This is a genomic window from Streptomyces sp. NPDC107550, assembly GCF_055639095.1.
The window spans coordinates 75,889-93,571 of record NZ_JBVKBC010000019.1 but is presented as its reverse complement, the minus strand read 5'-3'; the positions used below and the strand labels follow the sequence as shown (position 1 = coordinate 93,571).

At 71.5% G+C, this 17,683-nt stretch carries 17 protein-coding genes; 10 read left to right on the top strand and 7 right to left on the bottom strand.

All coding sequences use genetic code 11. The features are described 5' to 3' along the window. Window positions 1-81: 81 nt before the first annotated feature. The 3 genes from pflB to ACZ7LY_RS23595 all read left to right on the top strand — a co-directional run bounded on the left by pflB (window position 82) and on the right by ACZ7LY_RS23595 (window position 3,532). Window positions 82-2,352, top strand: a complete 2,271-nt coding sequence (gene pflB, locus ACZ7LY_RS23605; RefSeq protein WP_471626652.1) for a formate C-acetyltransferase — start codon at window positions 82-84, stop codon at window positions 2,350-2,352. A gap of 102 nt (window positions 2,353-2,454) precedes the next feature. After that, window positions 2,455-3,258 (top strand): pyruvate formate-lyase-activating protein, encoded by an 804-nt coding sequence (gene pflA / locus ACZ7LY_RS23600; protein ID WP_471626651.1) that lies wholly within the window; start codon window positions 2,455-2,457, stop codon window positions 3,256-3,258. 85 nt (window positions 3,259-3,343) lie between these two features. Further along, entirely contained in the window at window positions 3,344-3,532 is a 189-nt protein-coding gene (locus ACZ7LY_RS23595) for a hypothetical protein (protein ID WP_471626650.1), read from the top strand. Between the two features lie 7 nt (window positions 3,533-3,539). Here the strand turns inward: ACZ7LY_RS23595 and mscL are convergent, their stop codons facing one another. Further along, window positions 3,540-4,019, bottom strand: a complete 480-nt coding sequence (mscL, locus tag ACZ7LY_RS23590; protein ID WP_471626683.1) for a large conductance mechanosensitive channel protein MscL — start codon at window positions 4,017-4,019, stop codon at window positions 3,540-3,542. Window positions 4,020-4,133: 114 nt separating this feature from the next. After that, entirely contained in the window at window positions 4,134-4,805 is a 672-nt protein-coding gene (locus tag ACZ7LY_RS23585) for a hypothetical protein (protein WP_471626649.1), read from the bottom strand. On the opposite strand from ACZ7LY_RS23585, the gene ACZ7LY_RS23580 reads away from it, so the two are divergent. Continuing rightward, complete coding sequence (locus ACZ7LY_RS23580) at window positions 4,798-4,920, top strand: hypothetical protein (RefSeq protein ID WP_471626648.1); 123 nt, start codon at window positions 4,798-4,800, stop codon at window positions 4,918-4,920. The genes ACZ7LY_RS23585 and ACZ7LY_RS23580 overlap by 8 nt on opposite strands. Window positions 4,921-5,002: 82 nt before the next feature. On the opposite strand, the gene ACZ7LY_RS23575 is transcribed toward ACZ7LY_RS23580, so the two are convergent. From ACZ7LY_RS23575 to ACZ7LY_RS23560, 4 genes are all read right to left on the bottom strand, one after another. Next, window positions 5,003-5,857: an S-methyl-5'-thioadenosine phosphorylase gene (locus ACZ7LY_RS23575; RefSeq protein WP_471626647.1), complete on the bottom strand. Its 855-nt coding sequence runs from the start codon at window positions 5,855-5,857 to the stop codon at window positions 5,003-5,005. Window positions 5,858-5,975: 118 nt separating this feature from the next. Next, complete coding sequence (locus ACZ7LY_RS23570; protein WP_471626646.1) at window positions 5,976-6,317, bottom strand: FmdB family zinc ribbon protein; 342 nt, start codon at window positions 6,315-6,317, stop codon at window positions 5,976-5,978. Between the two features lie 69 nt (window positions 6,318-6,386). Further along, window positions 6,387-7,670 (bottom strand): MFS transporter, encoded by a 1,284-nt coding sequence (locus tag ACZ7LY_RS23565; protein WP_471626645.1) that lies wholly within the window; start codon window positions 7,668-7,670, stop codon window positions 6,387-6,389. A gap of 428 nt (window positions 7,671-8,098) precedes the next feature. Next, on the bottom strand, window positions 8,099-9,559 hold the full coding sequence (locus ACZ7LY_RS23560) for a potassium/proton antiporter (RefSeq protein ID WP_471626644.1): 1,461 nt from the start codon (window positions 9,557-9,559) through the stop codon (window positions 8,099-8,101). Window positions 9,560-9,828: 269 nt separating this feature from the next. Between ACZ7LY_RS23560 and ACZ7LY_RS23555 the strand changes: the two genes are divergently transcribed. Beyond that, window positions 9,829-12,669 carry a penicillin acylase family protein gene (locus tag ACZ7LY_RS23555; RefSeq protein ID WP_471626643.1) on the top strand — a complete coding sequence of 947 codons (2,841 nt, stop codon included), beginning with the start codon at window positions 9,829-9,831 and terminating at the stop codon, window positions 12,667-12,669. 83 nt (window positions 12,670-12,752) lie between these two features. Here the strand turns inward: ACZ7LY_RS23555 and ACZ7LY_RS23550 are convergent, their stop codons facing one another. Next, a complete protein-coding gene (locus tag ACZ7LY_RS23550; protein ID WP_471626642.1) occupies window positions 12,753-13,385 on the bottom strand; it encodes a 5-formyltetrahydrofolate cyclo-ligase in 633 nt (210 codons plus the stop codon). Window positions 13,386-13,478: 93 nt separating this feature from the next. On the opposite strand from ACZ7LY_RS23550, the gene galU reads away from it, so the two are divergent. The 5 genes from galU to ACZ7LY_RS23525 all read left to right on the top strand — a co-directional run bounded on the left by galU (window position 13,479) and on the right by ACZ7LY_RS23525 (window position 17,574). Then, entirely contained in the window at window positions 13,479-14,381 is a 903-nt protein-coding gene (galU, locus tag ACZ7LY_RS23545) for a UTP--glucose-1-phosphate uridylyltransferase GalU (protein WP_471626641.1), read from the top strand. 4 nt (window positions 14,382-14,385) lie between these two features. Next, window positions 14,386-15,735, top strand: coding sequence for a molybdotransferase-like divisome protein Glp (gene glp / locus ACZ7LY_RS23540; RefSeq protein ID WP_471626640.1), 1,350 nt, complete (start codon window positions 14,386-14,388; stop codon window positions 15,733-15,735). 95 nt (window positions 15,736-15,830) lie between these two features. Beyond that, window positions 15,831-16,322 (top strand): cyclic pyranopterin monophosphate synthase MoaC, encoded by a 492-nt coding sequence (gene moaC, locus ACZ7LY_RS23535; RefSeq protein ID WP_471626639.1) that lies wholly within the window; start codon window positions 15,831-15,833, stop codon window positions 16,320-16,322. Window positions 16,323-16,366: 44 nt separating this feature from the next. Then, on the top strand, window positions 16,367-16,909 hold the full coding sequence (locus tag ACZ7LY_RS23530; protein WP_471626682.1) for a MogA/MoaB family molybdenum cofactor biosynthesis protein: 543 nt from the start codon (window positions 16,367-16,369) through the stop codon (window positions 16,907-16,909). After that, on the top strand, window positions 16,906-17,574 hold the full coding sequence (locus ACZ7LY_RS23525; RefSeq protein ID WP_471626681.1) for a GNAT family N-acetyltransferase: 669 nt from the start codon (window positions 16,906-16,908) through the stop codon (window positions 17,572-17,574). The genes ACZ7LY_RS23530 and ACZ7LY_RS23525 overlap by 4 nt, the downstream gene beginning before the upstream one ends. The last annotated feature ends 109 nt before the right edge of the window (window positions 17,575-17,683 follow it).

Sequence of the window (17,683 nt, the reverse complement as noted above, 5' to 3'; positions counted from 1 at the left end):
GCGGCGCCTTACGCGGCCCCGCCGGGAGTCCAATGAATATGTAGCAACGAACCGGCCGAAGAGATGGGGAAGGTGCCGCAGATGACTGCCACTCCCGCGGAAAAGACGACACACGGCGAGGCATGGGACGGCTTCAAGGGCGGCCTGTGGCGCGACGCCATCGACGTACGCGACTTCGTGCAGCAGAACTACACGCCCTACGAGGGCGACGGTTCCTTCCTCGCCGGCCCCACCGAGCGCACCACCGCCGTCTGGAACAAGCTCCTCAGCATGTTCCCGACGGAGATCGAGCGCGGCATCTACGACGTCGACGTGAAGACCCCCTCGCGCATCGACGCGTTCAAGCCGGGCTACATCGACGGTGACGCCAAGGACCACAAGGACCTCATCGTCGGCCTCCAGACGGACGCCCCGCTGCGCCGCGCGATCATGCCGAACGGCGGCTGGCGGATGGTCGAGGGCGCCCTCAACGCCTACGGCTACGAGGCCGACCCCGAGGTCCGCGACATCTACACCCACCTGCGCAAGACCCACAACGAGGGCGTCTTCGACGCGTACACCCCCGAGATCCGCGCCTGCCGCTCCTCCGGCATCATCACGGGCCTCCCGGACGCCTACGGCCGCGGCCGGATCATCGGCGACTACCGCCGCGTCGCCCTCTACGGCGTCGACCACCTGATCGCCGCCAAGCAGGCCGACAAGGACCGCCTGGGCGCCGAGTGGCCGAGCGAGCGCGTCATCCGTGACCGCGAGGAGATCTCGGAGCAGATCAAGGCCCTCAACGAGCTGAAGGCCATGGCCCAGTCGTACGGCTACGACATCTCCGGCCCGGCCACCACCGGCCGCGAGGCCGTCCAGTGGCTGTACTTCGCCTACCTCGCCGCCGTCAAGGAGCAGAACGGCGCGGCCATGTCCATCGGCCGCATCGACAACTTCCTCGACATCTACCTCCAGCGCGACATCGACAACGGTCTGATCACCGAGGCCGAGGCGCAGGAGTTCATCGACGACTTCGTCGTCAAGCTGCGCATCGTCCGCTTCCTGCGCACCCCCGAGTACAACGACCTGTACTCCGGCGACCCGACCTGGGTCACCTGGTCCATGGCCGGCATCGGCGAGGACGGCCGCCCGCTCGTCTCGCGCACGACCTTCCGCGCCCTGCAGACCCTCTACAACCTCGGCCCGGCCCCCGAGCCGAACCTGACGGTCTTCTGGTCGCGCCACCTGCCGCAGGGCTTCAAGGACTTCGCCTCGCAGGTCGCCATCGACACCTCGGCCATCCAGTTCGAGTCCGATGAGCTGATGCGCCCGAAGTACGGCGACGACACGGCCATCGCCTGCTGCGTCTCCGCGATGGCGGTCGGCAAGCAGATGCAGTTCTTCGGCGCCCGCGTCAACGTCGCCAAGGCGCTGCTCTACGCGATCAACGGCGGCCGCGACGAGAAGTCCGGCAAGCAGGTCGTCGGCGGGTTCGAGCCCATCGAGGGCGAGTACCTCGACTACGAGACCGTCGCCGAGCGCTACGACGCGATGCTCGACTGGCTGGCGAAGACGTACGTCCACGCGCTCAACGTCATCCACTACATGCACGACAAGTACGCCTACGAGCGCATCGAGATGGCCCTGCACGACCAGGACATCCTGCGCACCATGGCGTGCGGCATCGCCGGCCTGTCCGTCGCCGCCGACTCGCTGTCCGCGATCAAGCACGCGAAGGTCAAGGTCGTCCGCGACGAGACCGGCCTCGCCGTCGACTACGAGATCGAGGGCGACTACCCGGCCTACGGCAACAACGACGACCGGGCCGACGAGATCGCCCGCTCCATCGTGCACGGCTTCATGGAGAAGGTCCGCAAGCACCCGACGTACCGCGACGCGGTCCACACCCAGTCGGTGCTGACGATCACCTCGAACGTCGTCTACGGCAAGAAGACCGGCAACACCCCGGACGGCCGCCGCGCCGGCACCCCGTTCGCCCCGGGCGCGAACCCGATGAACGGGCGTGACGAGCACGGCTACATCGCCTCCGCCCTGTCGGTCGCCAAGCTGCCCTACGACGACGCCGAGGACGGCATCTCGCTGACCAACACGATCACCCCGGACGCCCTGGGCCGCACCCCCGAGGAGCGGGTCCAGAACCTGTCCGGCGTGCTCGACGGCTTCATGGCCAGCGACGGCTTCCACATGAACGTCAACGTGCTCAACAAGGCGACCCTCCAGGACGCCATGGAGCACCCGGAGAACTACCCGCAGCTCACCATCCGGGTCTCCGGCTACGCGGTGAACTTCGTCCGCCTGACGCGCGAGCAGCAGCTGGACGTCATCAACCGCACCTTCCACGGCTCCCTGTGAGCCGGGAAACCCCCTGAACCGCGAGCCCGGGGCCGGGCCCTCACCCCGGCCCCGGGCGCCGCGATCCCCTCTTTCCCCGCATGTGGCCCGAGGAGCCCAGCCATGACCGTGCTGCTCACCCAGAACCTGACCGTGCACGACGCCACCACCCCGGCGGCCGCCGCGACGCGCCGGCCCACCGAGGGCTCGGTCCACTCGTGGGACCTGTCGACCGGCGTCGACGGACCGGGCACGCGCTTCGTCACGTTCCTCTCGGGCTGCCCGCTGACCTGCCTGTACTGCCACAACCCCGACACCTGGCGGATGCGTAACGGCAAGCGGACCTCGGCCGACGCCGTCGTCGCGGAAGCCTCCAAGTACACCCGGTTCATCGAGGCGGCGGGCGGCGGCGCCACCATCAGCGGCGGCGAACCCCTGCTCCAGCCCGTCTTCGCCGGCGAGCTGCTGCACCGCTTCAAGCACGAGCTGGGCCTGCACACCGCCCTGGACACCTCGGGCTTCCTCGGCGTGCGCGCCACCGACGCCCTGCTGCGCGACGTGGACCTCGTCCTGCTCGACATCAAGTCCTGGGACCGCGACACCTACAAGAAGGTCACCGGCCGGCCGCTGCGCCCCACCCTGGACTTCGCCCACCGCCTCGCCGACCTCGGCAAGAACGTCTGGGTCCGCTTCGTGCTCGTCCCGGGCCTGACCGACGCCCCGGAGAACATCGAGGGCGTCGCCGCCTTCGCCGCCTCGCTCGGCAACGTCTCCCGCGTCGACGTGCTGCCCTTCCACAAGCTCGGCGAGGCCAAGTGGGAGCGGCTCGGCAAGACCTTCGAACTGCACGACACGCCCTCGCCGGCGCCCGAGCAGGTCGCCGAGGCGAAGGCGATCTTCGCCTCCCACGGCCTCAAGGCCGTCTGAGCCCGCTGAGCCCGCTGAGTCCGCCCTCCCCGGGGCCCGGGCGCCGCCCCGCCCAGGGTCCGCCCCCGCGACGTACCCTGGATTCATGAGCAGCGCCCCCGACACCGCCCCCGAGCCCCGCGACCCCAAGGCCGCGCTGATCTTCGACGACCCGCTGTCCGCCCAGTCGGCCGACGACACGGACCGCGGGTGGGGCGAGCGCCCGACCGCCGCCGACAACAGCGCCGCGGACCTGGCCCGCTTCCTCGACGAGAAGCCGCCCCACCACCTGTGAAGGCCGGCTAGGAGTCGGTGTGGCCCGCGCCGCGCTGCGCGACGAGCGAGTCGCGGATCTCCTTGAGGACCTCCAGCTCGGAGACCTCCAGCACCTCGTGCGTGCCCTCCTTCTCCGCCTCCAGACGCGCCTTGCGGGCGAGGTACTTCGCCATCGGCAGCACCATCAGGAAGTACACGACGGCCGCCGTGATCAGGAAGCTGAGCGCCGCGCTGAGGACCGAGCCCCACATGATCGGCACACCGGTGACCACCTCGCCGGCCTTGTCGGTCTTGCAGGGGCCCTTCAGACAGGACGAGTAGCCGTTCAGGTCCTGCGTGCCGAAGGCGCCCACCAGCGGGTTGATGATCCCCTTGACGACCGCGTTCACGATGTTCGTGAACGCCGCGCCGATCACGACGGCGACCGCGAGGTCGATCACGTTGCCGCGCATCAGGAAGGACTTGAAGCCCTCCCACAGACTGGGATCCTTGGTCTCGCTCACCAGAAGGCCTCTCTTCAGTTGCACAGATTGTGGGGCAAACGGCTTCGCAACCTACGACAGTTCGGGTGAGACCTGTCCAATTCGGTAACTCGATCGGGGGACTTGACGAGAGGTACGTCACCACAGCGTCACCGCCAGTCGTGCCGTGGCCCCCGCTCCCGCGAGCCGCAGCGCCGTCGCGCGCTCCACCCTCAGCACCACCAACGCCCCGCCCCCGCCCGAGGTTTCGCCCCCACCGCCCTCGAACCCACCGCCCTCGGGCCCCGCGTCACCGCCCGCCGTATCCCGCCCCGGCACGGAGGCGACCCGCGCCCCCGCCGCGAGGACCCGCACGCCGGGCCTGCCGTCGGCCCGCGCCGCCACCACGTCCACCCGGTCACCGGCCCGCAACAGCCGCACCGCGCCCGCGTCCGCGATCCGCACCGGCGCCGACACCGTCACCGCCGGCCCGCGCCCCGGCCCATGCCCGCCGCCGGCCCGCGCCCCCGCCCGCTCCACACCGGGCCCCGCGCCCGAGGACGGCACGGCCAGCGCCAGCGCCACCGCACCCAGGGCGAGCCCCGCGACAGCCGCCGGGCGCCGCCGGTGCCGACCCGGCCGCCCGCGCCGCCACCGCCCGGCGCGCACCCGCACCGGAGGGAAGAGCGGCACCTCGCACGTCGGCGGGATCGCGGAGACGGAGGCGTCCGACGCGGCGGAGGCGGCCGGGAAAGACGGGCGGGAGGCAGCAAGGGCGGGCGCCGGAGCGGATGCCGGAGCGGGCGTCGGAAGGGAGGGCGTCGTGGTCATCGCGGTCACCGCCGGTACGGAAGGGCGCACCCGGCCCCGTACGGCGGGACCCGGCACGGACGGGCACCTCGCCCGTCACGCCCTCACGATCCACGCCCGGCCCGCATCCCGCTGAGCCCCGTGCACTACCGACGGGTTGTGGAAAACTCCCTCACCCGAACGGGACGTTCCAGCCCGCCGAGCCCTCGGCACCCCGTTCAGGGCAGCCGGATGCCCGGGTCCATCCCGCCCAGCGCCCCCACGCACAGGCACGCCCGGTCCTCCGTGGCCGGCAGCGCGGCGACGGCGTCGAACAGCACCGTCCGCAGCCGGTCCACGTTGGCCGCGAACACCCGCAGCACCTCGTCATGGGAGACGCCCTCCCCGCTCTCGGCGCCCGCGTCCAGGTCCGTGACCAGCGTCAACGACGTGTAGCAGAGCTCCAGCTCCCGGGCCAGCATCGCCTCGGGGTGCCCGGTCATACCGACGACGGACCAGCCCATCGAAGCGTGCCAGCGCGACTCGGCGCGGGTCGAGAAGCGCGGGCCCTCGACGACGACCAGCGTGCCGCCGTCCACCGGCTCCCAGTCCTTGCCGCGCGCGGCCGCCACCGCGGCCTTGCGGCCCACAGGGCAGTACGGGTCGGCGGGGGAGACATGCACGACGTTCGGGATCGTCCCGTCGGGCAGCGGATGCCCGTCGAAGTAGGTCTGGGCGCGCGACTTCGTACGGTCCACGAACTGGTCCGGCACCAGCAGCGTCCCCGGCCCGTACTCCGGCCGCAGCCCGCCCACCGCGCACGGCCCGAGGACCTGCCGTACGCCCACCGAACGCAGCGCCCACAGGTTGGCGCGGTAGTTGATGCGGTGCGGCGGCAGATGGTGGCCGCGCCCGTGCCGGGGCAGGAAGGCGACGCGGCGCCCGCCGACCTCGCCGAGGAACAGGGAGTCGCTGGGCGGCCCGTAGGGCGTCTCGACCTGGACCTCGGTGACGTCGTCGAGGAAGGAGTAGAAGCCGGAGCCGCCGATGACGCCGATCTCGGCGTCGGTACCTGGATGTGCGTGGGTCGCCATGGTCAGCACAGTAGCCAAGCCGCTCAGGCCGCCGACCGCCCCCCGGGGCACACCGAAGGCCCCGCTGTGCGCGACAGCGGGGCCTTGATGATCCGTACGGGGGGGCCTGCGCGGGGTCCTACGCGGCGGACGAGGACCCGGTGGAGGCCGAGGACGTGCTCGACGACGCCGTGGACTTCGAGTCGGAGGACGCCGACGACGCCGACGACGTCGAGGACGAGGCCGAGTCGGAGGACGCCGAGGACGACTTCGAGGCCGACGCCGGGCTGCTGCTCGACGAGGAGCCGCGGCTGTCGTTGCGGTAGAAGCCCGAGCCCTTGAAGACGATGCCGACGGCCGAGAACACCTTCTTCAGGCGTCCACCACAGTTCGGGCATTCGGTCAGGGCGTCGTCGGTGAACTTCTGCACCGCCTCGAGGCCCTCGCCGCACTCGGTGCACTGGTACTGGTAAGTCGGCACTGTGTCTTCCTCCTGGCACTCTCACTCAATGAGTGCTAACGACGCTCCATAGTGGCCTATTCCACGGGATCAGTCCACTGCCACCGACACGCGGTGACCGACGCCACGTGCCACAGTGCGCCCCGAGGAGGGCGGGACGAGGCGCGAACGCAGCAGCACCATGACCACCAGAGCGAGCACCGTGCCGCCCATCGGCATCAGGAAACCGGCACCGTCCCAGAAGCGGTCCTCCAGTTGTCCGGCGACCGTGACGGCCGCCGCCTGCCCGAGCGCGACGGCGCCCGTCAGCCAGGTGAACGCCTCGGTGCGCGAGCCCGCGGGCACGATCTTCTCGACCAGGGTGTAGCCGGTGATCAGGGCGGGCGCGATGCACACGCCGACCAGCAGGCCGAGCCCGGCGAGCAGCAGCATCGACTGCGCGGCCCACAGCCCGGACGCCATCAGGGCGAGCGCGGTGTACGCGACGAGCAGCCGGCGCTGCGGTGCGGCCTTCCAGGCGATGGCGCCGCAGACCAGGCCGGAGAGCATGTTGCCGGCGGCGAAGATCCCGTACAGGACGCCGTTCATGCCGGGCTGGCCGACCGCCTGCGTGTAGGCGGCGAGCGAGACCTGCATGCCGCCGAAGACGGAGCCGATGCCGAGGAAGCTGACGATCAGGACGCGTACGCCCGGGACGCGCAGCGCGGAGGTGTGCTCCACGCGCGCGTGGCCGGACGCGGCGCCCACGGGCGGCTGGGTGGCCTTCTGGGCGGCGAACAGCAGACCGCCGACGAGGGTGAGCGCGGCCTCGGTGATCAGGCCCGCCGCCGGGTTCACACCGGTGCACAGGGCCGTGGCGAACAGCGGGCCGAGCACGAAGGTGAACTCGTCGGTGACGGACTCGAACGCGGCGGCCGTCTGCATCAGCGGCGACCCGTTCAGCTTCACGCCCCAGCGGGAGCGGACCATGGGCCCGATCTGCGGGGTGGACGCGCCGGTGGGCACGGCCGCGAGGAACAGCGACCAGGTGGGCGCGCCGGACAGCGCGAGCACGGTCAGCGTGGCCCCTGACGCGGTGTGCACGAGGACGCCGGGCAGCAGCACGGCCCGCTGGCCGAACCGGTCGGCGAGCTTGCCCGTGTAGGGCGCGAAGAGCGCCATGGAGACGCCCGTGGTCGCGGAGACCGCGCCCGCGGTGCCGTACGAGCCGGTGGTGTGCTGCACGAGCAGCACGATGGAGATGGTCAGCATCGCGAACGGCTGGCGCGCGGCGAAGCCGGGGAGCAGGAACGTCCAGGCTCCGCGCGTACGCAGCAACTGTCCGTAGCCCGGACGCTTGCCGGGGGTGTCGGTGACCGTTGCCTTCTGGGGCACGGCCCTCGCCTTTCTGCCGCCTGGTAGCGCGTCCGCCCTCCTGGTCGAGGGGGAGGAGCGCGCCGAGAGCCGTCCTCATGCGCCGGGAACCGAGTGATACCTACGGTCCGCGCCAGGCGAGGTGTCCTGGCCATGCAGGTCAGCGAGGTGTGCTGCAAGGGGACCGCGGCCGCTTTGCGGTCGCGCCGGCTCTACGTCAGGCAGAGTCGGTGAAACGGTGGAACATGGGTCTTGTGCCCCCATGGTACCGGTCCCGACCGGTCCCTCCCGGTACGCAACGGCGACCGAGGCCCACACCACACCCCGCACCGCGCGCGTAGCGCCCGAAAACCGCCCGGCCCCCGGCCGCCACCCGCCTCACCGGGGCCCCGCCCCCGACCCCGACCGCCACCCGCTTCCCCGGGCCCGGTCCCCGCCCCGCGCCCGCCTCACCGGCCCGTGTCCGCGCCTCCCGTGCCGAGCCAGCCGGCGAGCTTGCCGCCGTGGGCGACGGCGCGCAGGCGGGCCTCCGCCGCGTCCCGTACCGGGTCGGTGGCGACGACGAGGAGTTCGTCCCCGCGCCGCAGCACGGTCGTGGGCCCCGGTACGAAGGACGAGCCGTCGCGCACGACGAGGGTGACGGCGGCGCCCTTCGGCATCCGCAGCTCCCCGACCTCGACGCCGTGCATCCGGGAGCCCTCAGGCACGGACACCGACAGGAGATGCCCGCGCAGGCGCTCCAGGGGCGCAGACTCGATGCCCAGGTCGGCGGCCTCCGAGGAGTCGCCGAGCTTCAGCTTGCGCGCGAGCCACGGCAGCGTCGGCCCCTGCACGAGGGTGTAGACGACGACCAGCACGAAGACGATGTTGAAGATGCGCTGGCTGTCGGCGACGCCGGTCACCATGGGGATCGTCGCCAGGATGATGGGCACCGCGCCGCGCAGCCCCGCCCACGACAGCAGCGCCTTCTCCTGCCAGGGCACCCGGAACGGCAGCAGACTGATGGCCACTTCCAGCGGCCGCGCCACCGCGGTGAGGATCAGGCCGATGACGAGCGCGGGCACGATGTCGCCCGCCAGGCTGTGCGGTGTGACGAGCAGGCCGAGCAGGACGAACATGCCGATCTGCGCGATCCAGCCGAGCCCTTCCGCGAAGCCCCGGGTGGCGGGCCAGTGCGGCAGCTTGGCGTTGCCCATGATCATGGCGGCCAGGTAGACCGCGAGGAAGCCGCTGCCGTGGGCCATGGCGCCCGCCGCGTACGCGGCCGTGGCGATGGCGAGGACGGCGATCGGGTAGAGGCCCGACGCGGGCAGCGCCACATGCCGCAGGCCGAACGAGCCGAGCCAGCCGACCGCGAGCCCGATGGCCGCGCCGATCGCCAGCTCCAGGGCGATCTCCCCGACGAGCACGTACCAGTGCTCCACGGGACCGGCGGTGGAGAACGCGACGACGAGGATGACGACCGGGGCGTCGTTGAACCCGGATTCCGCTTCGAGGATGCCCGTCACGCGCGCGGGGAGCGGCACTTTGCGCAGGACGGAGAAGACCGCCGCCGCGTCCGTGGAGGACACCACCGCGCCGATGATCAGCGACTGCCGCCACTCCAGGCCGACGAGGTAGTGCGCGCCGGTCGCCGTCACCCCCACGCTGACGGCGACGCCCACGAGTGACAGCGCGACCGCCGCCGGGAGGGCCGGACGGATCTCTTTCCACTTCGTGCCGAGGCCGCCCTCGGCCAGGATCACGACGAGGGCCGCGTATCCGATGACCTGCGTCAACTCGGCGTCGCTGAAGGAGATGTCGCCGACGCCGTCCTGGCCCATGGCGATGCCGATGCCCAGGTAGAGCAGCAGGCTCGGCAGCCCGCTGCGCGAGGAGACGCGGACCGCCGCGACGGCGACGAGCAGCACGAGGGCGCTGACGAGCAGGAGCTGGTTGAGGTGGTGGACAGTCAGGGGCTGTTCCTTCCGCGAGAAGTCGCAGGGGGCCGGTGTGGGGGGAGTGACTCCACAAGAGAGTTACTTCGTTACCTTACCTAATCGTTAACGCTTTCTTGATGGACGGACCGTCACGGCACCGCCCGGAGGGGCCTTTGTTCCCCACTCCGCGTCCGGGCCCGCTCCGCACTGCTCGTATGGTTGCTCTCGCCCGCCGCTAGCGAAGGACAGCAAGGATCGCGATGCCCTCCACTACGAACGCCTCTGCCGGGAGCAAGTCCGGCAAGAAGAAGGGGCGCCGCGCCCGACTGATCGTGATCGTCCTCGTCCTTGCCGTCGTCGCGGGCATCGGATACGGCGCCTACTGGGGCGTCGACAGCGTGCGCGCGTCGATGCCGCAGACCACGGGATCGATCAAGCTGGCGGGCCTGGACGGGCCGGTGCAGGTCAAGCGCGACGGCTACGGCGTCCCGCAGATCTACGCCTCCACCGACGAGGACCTGTTCATGGCACAGGGCTTCGTGCAGGCGCAGGACCGCTTCTACGAGATGGACGTGCGCCGCCACACGACGGCGGGCCGGCTGTCGGAGATGTTCGGCAAGAGCCAGGTCAAGACGGACGAGTTCCTGCGCACGCTCGGCTGGCGCCGCACCGCGCAGAAGGAGTACGACACCAAGCTCGCGCCCGACACGAAGAAGTACCTCCAGGCGTACTCCAAGGGCGTCAACGCCTACCTGGCGGGCAAGGACGGCAAGCAGATCTCCGCGGAGTACGTCGCGCTCGGCTTCGAGAACGACTACAAGCCGCAGAAGTGGACGCCGGTCGACTCGGTCGCGTGGCTCAAGGCGATGGCCTGGGACCTGCGCGGCAACATGCAGGACGAGATCGACCGCTCGCTGATGACGAGCCGCCTCGACGCCAAGCAGATCGCGGACCTGTACCCGGAGTACCCGTACGCGCGCAACAAGCCGATCGTGCAGGAGGGCGGCTACAACCAGGGCACGCGCTCCTACGACCCGTCCGCGTCGGGCCACGGCACCGCGGGCGGCCAGGGCACGGGCACCGGTACGGGCCTCGCGGGCGGCGGCGCCACGGGCGCCACAGGGGGCTCCACGGGCACGACGGGCTCCTCGGGTACCGGAACCGGTGCGGGCGGCTCCACGGGCTCCACAGGGGCCTCCAGCGGCCTCCAGAGCCAGCTCGGCGGCCTCGCCGACGCCCTGGACCAGATCCCCGACTCCGCGGGCCTCGGCCCGAACGGCAACGGCATCGGCTCCAACTCCTGGGTCGTCTCCGGCGACCACACCGTCAGCGGCAAGCCGCTGCTGGCCAACGACCCGCACCTCGCGCCGCAACTGCCGTCGGTCTGGTACCAGATGGGCCTGCACTGCACGAGCGTGTCCGCCAAGTGCCAGTACGACGTGGCGGGCTACACGTTCGCCGGCATGCCCGGTGTGGTCATCGGCCACAACCAGAACATCTCCTGGGGCCTGACCAACTCCGGCGTCGACGTCACCGACCTGTACCTGGAGAAGTTCAGCGGCGACGGCTACCTGTACGACGACAAGACCGTGCCGTTCAAGACGCGCAAGGAAGTCATCAAGGTCGCCGGCGGCGCCGACAAGACCATCACCATCCGCGAGACGAACAACGGCCCGCTCGTGTCCGACCGCAACGACGAGCTGGTGACGGTCGGCAAGAAGGCGCCCGTCGGCACGACCGCCCCCGACCGCGGCGACGGCTACGGCATCGCCCTGCGCTGGACCGCGCTCGACCCGGGCAACACCATGGACGCCGTCTTCGGCATCGACCGGGCGACGAACTGGAGCGAGTTCCGCAAGGCCGCCACCGACTTCCAGGTCCCCTCGCAGAACCTCACGTACGCCGACACCGAGGGCCACATCGGCTACCAGCTGCCCGGCCGCATCCCGATCCGCGGCGAGGGCGACGGCTCGCTGCCCTCGCCGGGCTGGGACCCGAAGTACCAGTGGGCCGGCTTCATCAAGCAGGCCGAGCTGCCGTACGAGTTCGACCCGAAGCGCGGCTACATCGTCACCGCCAACCAGGCCGTCGTCGGCAAGGGCTACCCGTACAAGCTGACGACCGACTGGGGTTACGGCGCGCGCAGCCAGCGCATCACCGACCTCATCAAGTCGAAGATCGACGGCGGCGGCAAGATCTCCACCGACGACATGCGCACCATGCAGATGGACAACAGCAGCGAGATCGCCAAGCTGCTCGTGCCCTACCTGCTGAAGATCGACGTCAAGGACTCCTACGTCCGTGAGGCGCAGCAGCTCCTGGAGAACTGGGACTACACGCAGAACCCGGACTCGGCGGCGGCGGCCTACTTCAACTCGGTGTGGCGCAACACACTCAAGCTGGCCTTCGGCAACAAGCTGCCCAAGGAGCTGCGCGTGGAGGGCCAGTGCCTGAGCGTGGCGCCGGTCGACAACAGCGGGCCCGCCGACGACAACCGCAAGGTCCGCGAGTGCGGCGAGCGGGACGCGTCCTCGGCGCAGCCCGACGGCGGCGACCGCTGGTTCCAGGTCGTACGCAACATCCTCGACAAGCCGTCCGACGCGTGGTGGAAGACGCCGGGCAACCGCAACAACGACCCGACGGACAACCGCGACCAGCTCCTGAAGCGGGCCATGAAGGACGCCCGCTGGGACCTGACGGCGAAGCTCGGCAAGGACATCGACACCTGGAGCTGGGGCCGGCTGCACAAGCTGGAGCTGAAGAACCAGACGCTGGGCACCGCGGGTCCCGGCTGGCTGCAGTACGTGCTCAACCGCGGCCCGTGGAAGCTCGGCGGCGGCGAGGCGGCCGTCGACGCGACCGGCTGGAACGCGGCGGGCGGCTACGGCGTGAACTGGGTGCCGTCGATGCGCATGGTGGTCAACCTCGCGGACCTCGACAAGTCCAAGTGGATCAACCTGACCGGCGCCTCGGGCCACACGTTCAGCGCGCACTACACGGACCAGACCGACAAGTGGGTCAAGGGCGATCTGCTGCCGTGGCGCTTCACGAAGAGCGCCGTGGACGCCGACACCTCGGACACGCTCGTCCTCGAACCGTGAGCGAGAGCGGGCGCTGAGCCCGCGACCACCGGAAGGGGCCTCCACGCGCGCGTGGAGGCCCCTTCCGGCTGTATGAGGCGGCGTCAGGCGGTGTCGGTGAACCGGTGGACGCCCGAGGGCGTGACGGCCGCGTCCACGCGCCGGTCGTGCGCCTCGGCGGGCAGGCGCTCGACGACCTCGCCGTCGTACAGGAGCACCACGAGCGCCGGATGGGCGCCCGCGGCGGCCAGCCGGGCGAGCACGCGGTCGTAGGAGCCGCCGCCCCGCCCGAGCCGCACCCCGCGCGCGTCCACGGCGAGCCCGGGCAGCAGCACCGCGTCGGCGTCCACGACGGCCTCGGGGCCGAGCCGGTCGCCGCCGGGTTCACGCAGCGCCATCTTGCCGGGGTGCTCGACGCGGACGAGCGATCCGGCGCCCTCGTACAGCCCCCAGTCGAGGTCGTTGTCGGGCAGCAGCACCGGCAGCAGCACCCGCGTCCCACGCGCGCGGAGGGCGTCCAGGAGGGCCCCGGTGCCCGGTTCGGTGCCGACCGAGACGTACGCGGCCACCGTGCGGGCCCCGGACAGCGCCCCGGCGTCGAGGGCGCGGTGTGCGAGAGCGGCCTCGGCCGCCCGTACGTCATCCGCCCGCAACCCGTTCCTCACCGCCAGGAACTCTCGCCGCAAGGTTCGTTTGTCACCGTGGGCGCCGTGCCCGTCCCGTGTGTGCCGGCTCATGTGCGACTCGCAAATCTCTCTTGTCCACGCATAGGTGCGCCTTCTAAGCGGACCCACAGATTCCGCCCATAGGCGCCGGATAGGGTGACCGCCATGACTGACGCGCACACCAGGATCACCAAGGCTGTCATCCCGGCCGCCGGTCTCGGCACCCGGTTCCTGCCGGCGACCAAGGCGACGCCGAAGGAGATGCTGCCGGTCGTCGACAAGCCGGCGATCCAGTACGTGGTCGAAGAGGCGGTGTCCGCGGGGCTCGACGACGTCCTCATGATCACCGGCCGCAACAAGCGGCCGCTGGAGGACCACTTCGACCGCAATTACGAACTGGAGTCCGCCCTCCAGAAGAAGGGCGACGCGGGCCGCCTCGCGCGCGTGCAGGAGTCCAGCGACCTCGCCACCATGCACTACGTGCGCCAGGGCGACCCCAAGGGCCTCGGCCACGCTGTCCTGTGCGCCGCCCCGCACGTCGGTCACGAGCCGTTCGCCGTCCTCCTCGGCGACGACCTCATCGACCCCCGCGACCCGCTCCTCGCCCGCATGGTCGAGGTGCAGGAGCAGTACGGCGGCAGCGTCATCGCGCTCATGGAGGTCGAGCCGTCGCAGATCCACCTCTACGGCTGCGCCGCCGTCGAACCCACCGCCGAGGGCGACCTCGTCAAGGTCACCGGCCTCGTCGAGAAGCCCGACGCCGCCGAAGCCCCCTCCAACTACGCGATCATCGGCCGCTATGTCCTCGACCCCCACATCTTCGACATACTGCGCAAGACCGAGCCGGGCCGTGGCGGCGAGATCCAACTCACCGACGCCCTCCAGCACCTCGCCGCCGACGAGCAGGTCGGCGGCCCCGTCCACGGCGTCGTCTTCAAGGGCCGGCGCTATGACACCGGGGACCGCGGCGACTATCTGCGTGCCATTGTCAGGCTCGCGTGCGAACGTGAGGACCTGGGCCCGGACTTCCGGACCTGGCTTCGCCGTTACGTCACCGAGGAGATGTAGCACCTTGAGCAGCGCGACCCCGTCGTCCCCCGGCCCCGACCAGCTCTGGTCGGTGGACGAGCACCTGGAGGACATCCTCAGCACCGTGCGGCCGCTCGACCCCATCGAGCTCCAACTCCTGGACGCCCAGGGCTGCGTACTCGTCGAGGACGTCACCGTGCCGGTCTCGCTGCCGCCCTTCGACAACAGCTCCATGGACGGCTACGCGGTCCGCGTCGCCGACGTCGAGGGCGCGAGCGAGGAGTACCCCGCCGTCCTCACCGTCATCGGCGACGTCGCCGCGGGCCAGGCCGAACAGCCCACTGTCGGCCCCGGCGAGGCCGTCCGCATCATGACCGGCGCCCCGTTGCCCCCCGGCGCCGAGGCGGTCGTCCCCGTCGAGTGGACCGACGGCGGACTCGGCGCGGGCCCCGCCACCGCCATGAGCGCCCACAGCAGCGCCCCCGAGGGCGCCGCCGGCGAGGTCGCCGTGCACCGCCCCGCGCGGGCGGGCGCGCACATCCGCCCCGCCGGCAGCGACGTGCAGGCGGGCGACAAGGCGCTGGAGGCCGGCACCGTCCTCGGCCCGCCGCAGATCGCCCTGCTCGCCGCCATCGGACGCGGCACCGTCCGCGTACGCCCGCGCCCGCGCGTGGTCGTCGTCTCCACCGGCAGCGAACTCGTCCAGCCCGGCGAAGGACTCGGCCCCGGCCAGATCCACGACTCCAACAGCTTCGCCCTCACCGCCGCCGCCCGCGACGCCGGCGCCATCGCCTACCGCGTCGGAGCCGTCGCCGACGACGCCGAGACCCTGCGCTCCACCATCGAGGACCAGCTCATCCGCGCCGACCTCGTCGTCACCACCGGCGGCGTCAGCGTCGGCGCCTACGACGTCGTCAAGGAAGCCCTCAGCGCTGTCGGCGACCCCGACGAGGACGACGGCCTCGGCGCGGGCGGCGGTGTCGACTTCCGCAAGCTCGCCATGCAGCCCGGCAAGCCCCAGGGCTTCGGCTCGGTCGGCCCCGACCACACCCCGCTGCTCGCCCTGCCCGGCAACCCGGTCTCCTCGTACGTCTCCTTCGAGCTGTTCGTCCGGCCCGCCATCCGCACCCTGATGGGGCTGCCCGCCGACACCGTGCGCCGCCCCGTCGTACGCGCCGTGCTCACCGCCGACAAGGCGCTCGGCTCGCCCGAGGGCCGCCGCCAGTTCCTGCGCGGCCGCTACGACGCCGAAGCCGCCACCGTCGCGCCCGTGGGCGGTTCCGGGTCCCACCTCGTCGCGGCCCTCGCCCACGCCGACGCGCTCATCGTCGTACCCGAGGACACCACGAGCGTCGAGCCCGGCACCGAGGTCGACGTGGTCCTGCTGGGCTGAGCGGGCCGCCTGTCGGTGGTGCGCGGTAGCGTGTCGCGCACAACAGTCCGGCGCGCCGCACCGCGCACGGCTCGGATCGGGAGCGCCACAGCACCATGAGCACTTCGCAGGACCGACTCACGCACATCGACGAGGCGGGCGCCGCCCGCATGGTCGATGTGTCCGCCAAGGACGTCACCGCGCGCACCGCCCGCGCCAGCGGGCGCGTCCGCGTGGCGCCGCGCGTGGTGGAACTGCTGCGAGGCGAGGGCGTCCCCAAGGGCGACGCCCTCGCCACCGCGCGGATCGCCGGGATCATGGGCGCCAAGCGCACCCCCGACCTGATCCCGCTCTGCCACCCGCTGGCCCTGTCCGGCGTCACCCTCGACCTGTCCGTCGTCGACGACGCCGTCGAGATCCTCGCCACCGTGCGCACCACGGACCGTACGGGCGTGGAGATGGAGGCGCTGACCGCCGTCACCGTCGCCGCCCTCACCGTCGTCGACATGGTCAAGGCCGTCGACAAGGGCGCCGTCATCAGCGACGTACGGGTGGAGGAGAAGACCGGCGGCAAGTCCGGCACCTGGCGGCGCGAGGAGCAGGCGTGAGCGCGGCGCGAGAAGAAGGCATGAGCGCGGAGCGAGAAGAAGGCATGAGCGCGGCGCGAGGAGCAGGCGTGAGCACCGGCTACCGCGCCCTCGTCGTCACCGCCTCCAACCGCGCCGCCGCCGGCGTCTACGAGGACAAGGGCGGCCCCCTGATCGCCGCCGCCCTGCGCGACCTGGGCTTCACCGTCGAGGGCCCCCAGGTCGTGCCGGACGGTGACCCCGTGGAGGCCGCGCTGCGGGCCGCCGTCGAGGCCGCGTACGACGTCGTGATCACCACCGGCGGCACCGGCATCTCGCCCACCGACCGCACCCCCGAGGCCACCGCCCGCGTCCTCACCACGGAGATCCCGGGCATCGCCGAGGCCATCCGGGCGTACGGCGTGCGCAAGGTGGCGACCGCCGCCCTCTCCCGCGGCCGCGCGGGCCTCGCCGGGCGCACACTGATCGTGAACCTGCCGGGGTCGAGCGGGGGAGTGAAGGACGGGCTCGCCGTCCTCGCGCCGCTGCTGACGCACGCCGTGGACCAGATCCGCGGCGGCGACCATCCCAGACCCGACGCAGACGCCGACGCCGGGGGTGCGCACTGAACAGCCCGTCCTGGCCCGTCGTCCTGACGGACGGCGACGTGACCCTGCGCCCGATAAAACTGCGCGACCAGCGCGCCTGGCGCGAGGTGAACCGGCGCAACCGCGACTGGCTGCGCCCCTGGGAGGCGACCATCCCGCCGCCCACCCCGAGCGGCCCGATAGCCCACCGCCCGACCTACCGGCAGATGGTGCGCCATCTGCGCGCCGAGGCGGCCGCGGGCCGCATGCTGCCCTTCGTCATCGAGTACCAGGGGCGCCTGGTGGGCCAGTTGACGGTCGCCGGCATCACCTGGGGTTCCATGTGCTCGGGCCACATCGGCTACTGGGTCGACCGGTCCGTCGCGGGGCGCGGAGTGATGCCGACGTCGGTGGCGCTCGCCGTCGACCACTGCTTCCGCACGGTGGGCCTGCACCGCATCGAGGTCTGCATTCGCCCGGAGAACGGGCCGAGCCGCAGGGTGGTCGAGAAACTCGGATTCCGCGAGGAGGGGCTGCGCCCGCGGTATCTGCACATCGACGGCGCCTGGCGCGACCACCTCGTGTTCGCGCTGACCGCCGAGGAGGTCCCCGAGGGCCTGCTCAAGCGGTGGCGGCGGACGCGGCGCGGCAACTCCGCAGGTCCGGGCGCGTCGAACACGGCGGACCCCGGCACCTCCTCCAAATAAAATAAATGTTCGAATTTGATCGAAGCGGGACCACTCCCGGGCATTGAATTCACCCCTCCGGCGGCCAGTTGATCGCATCGGTCACAAAAAAAGTTCGAAATATCAGCCA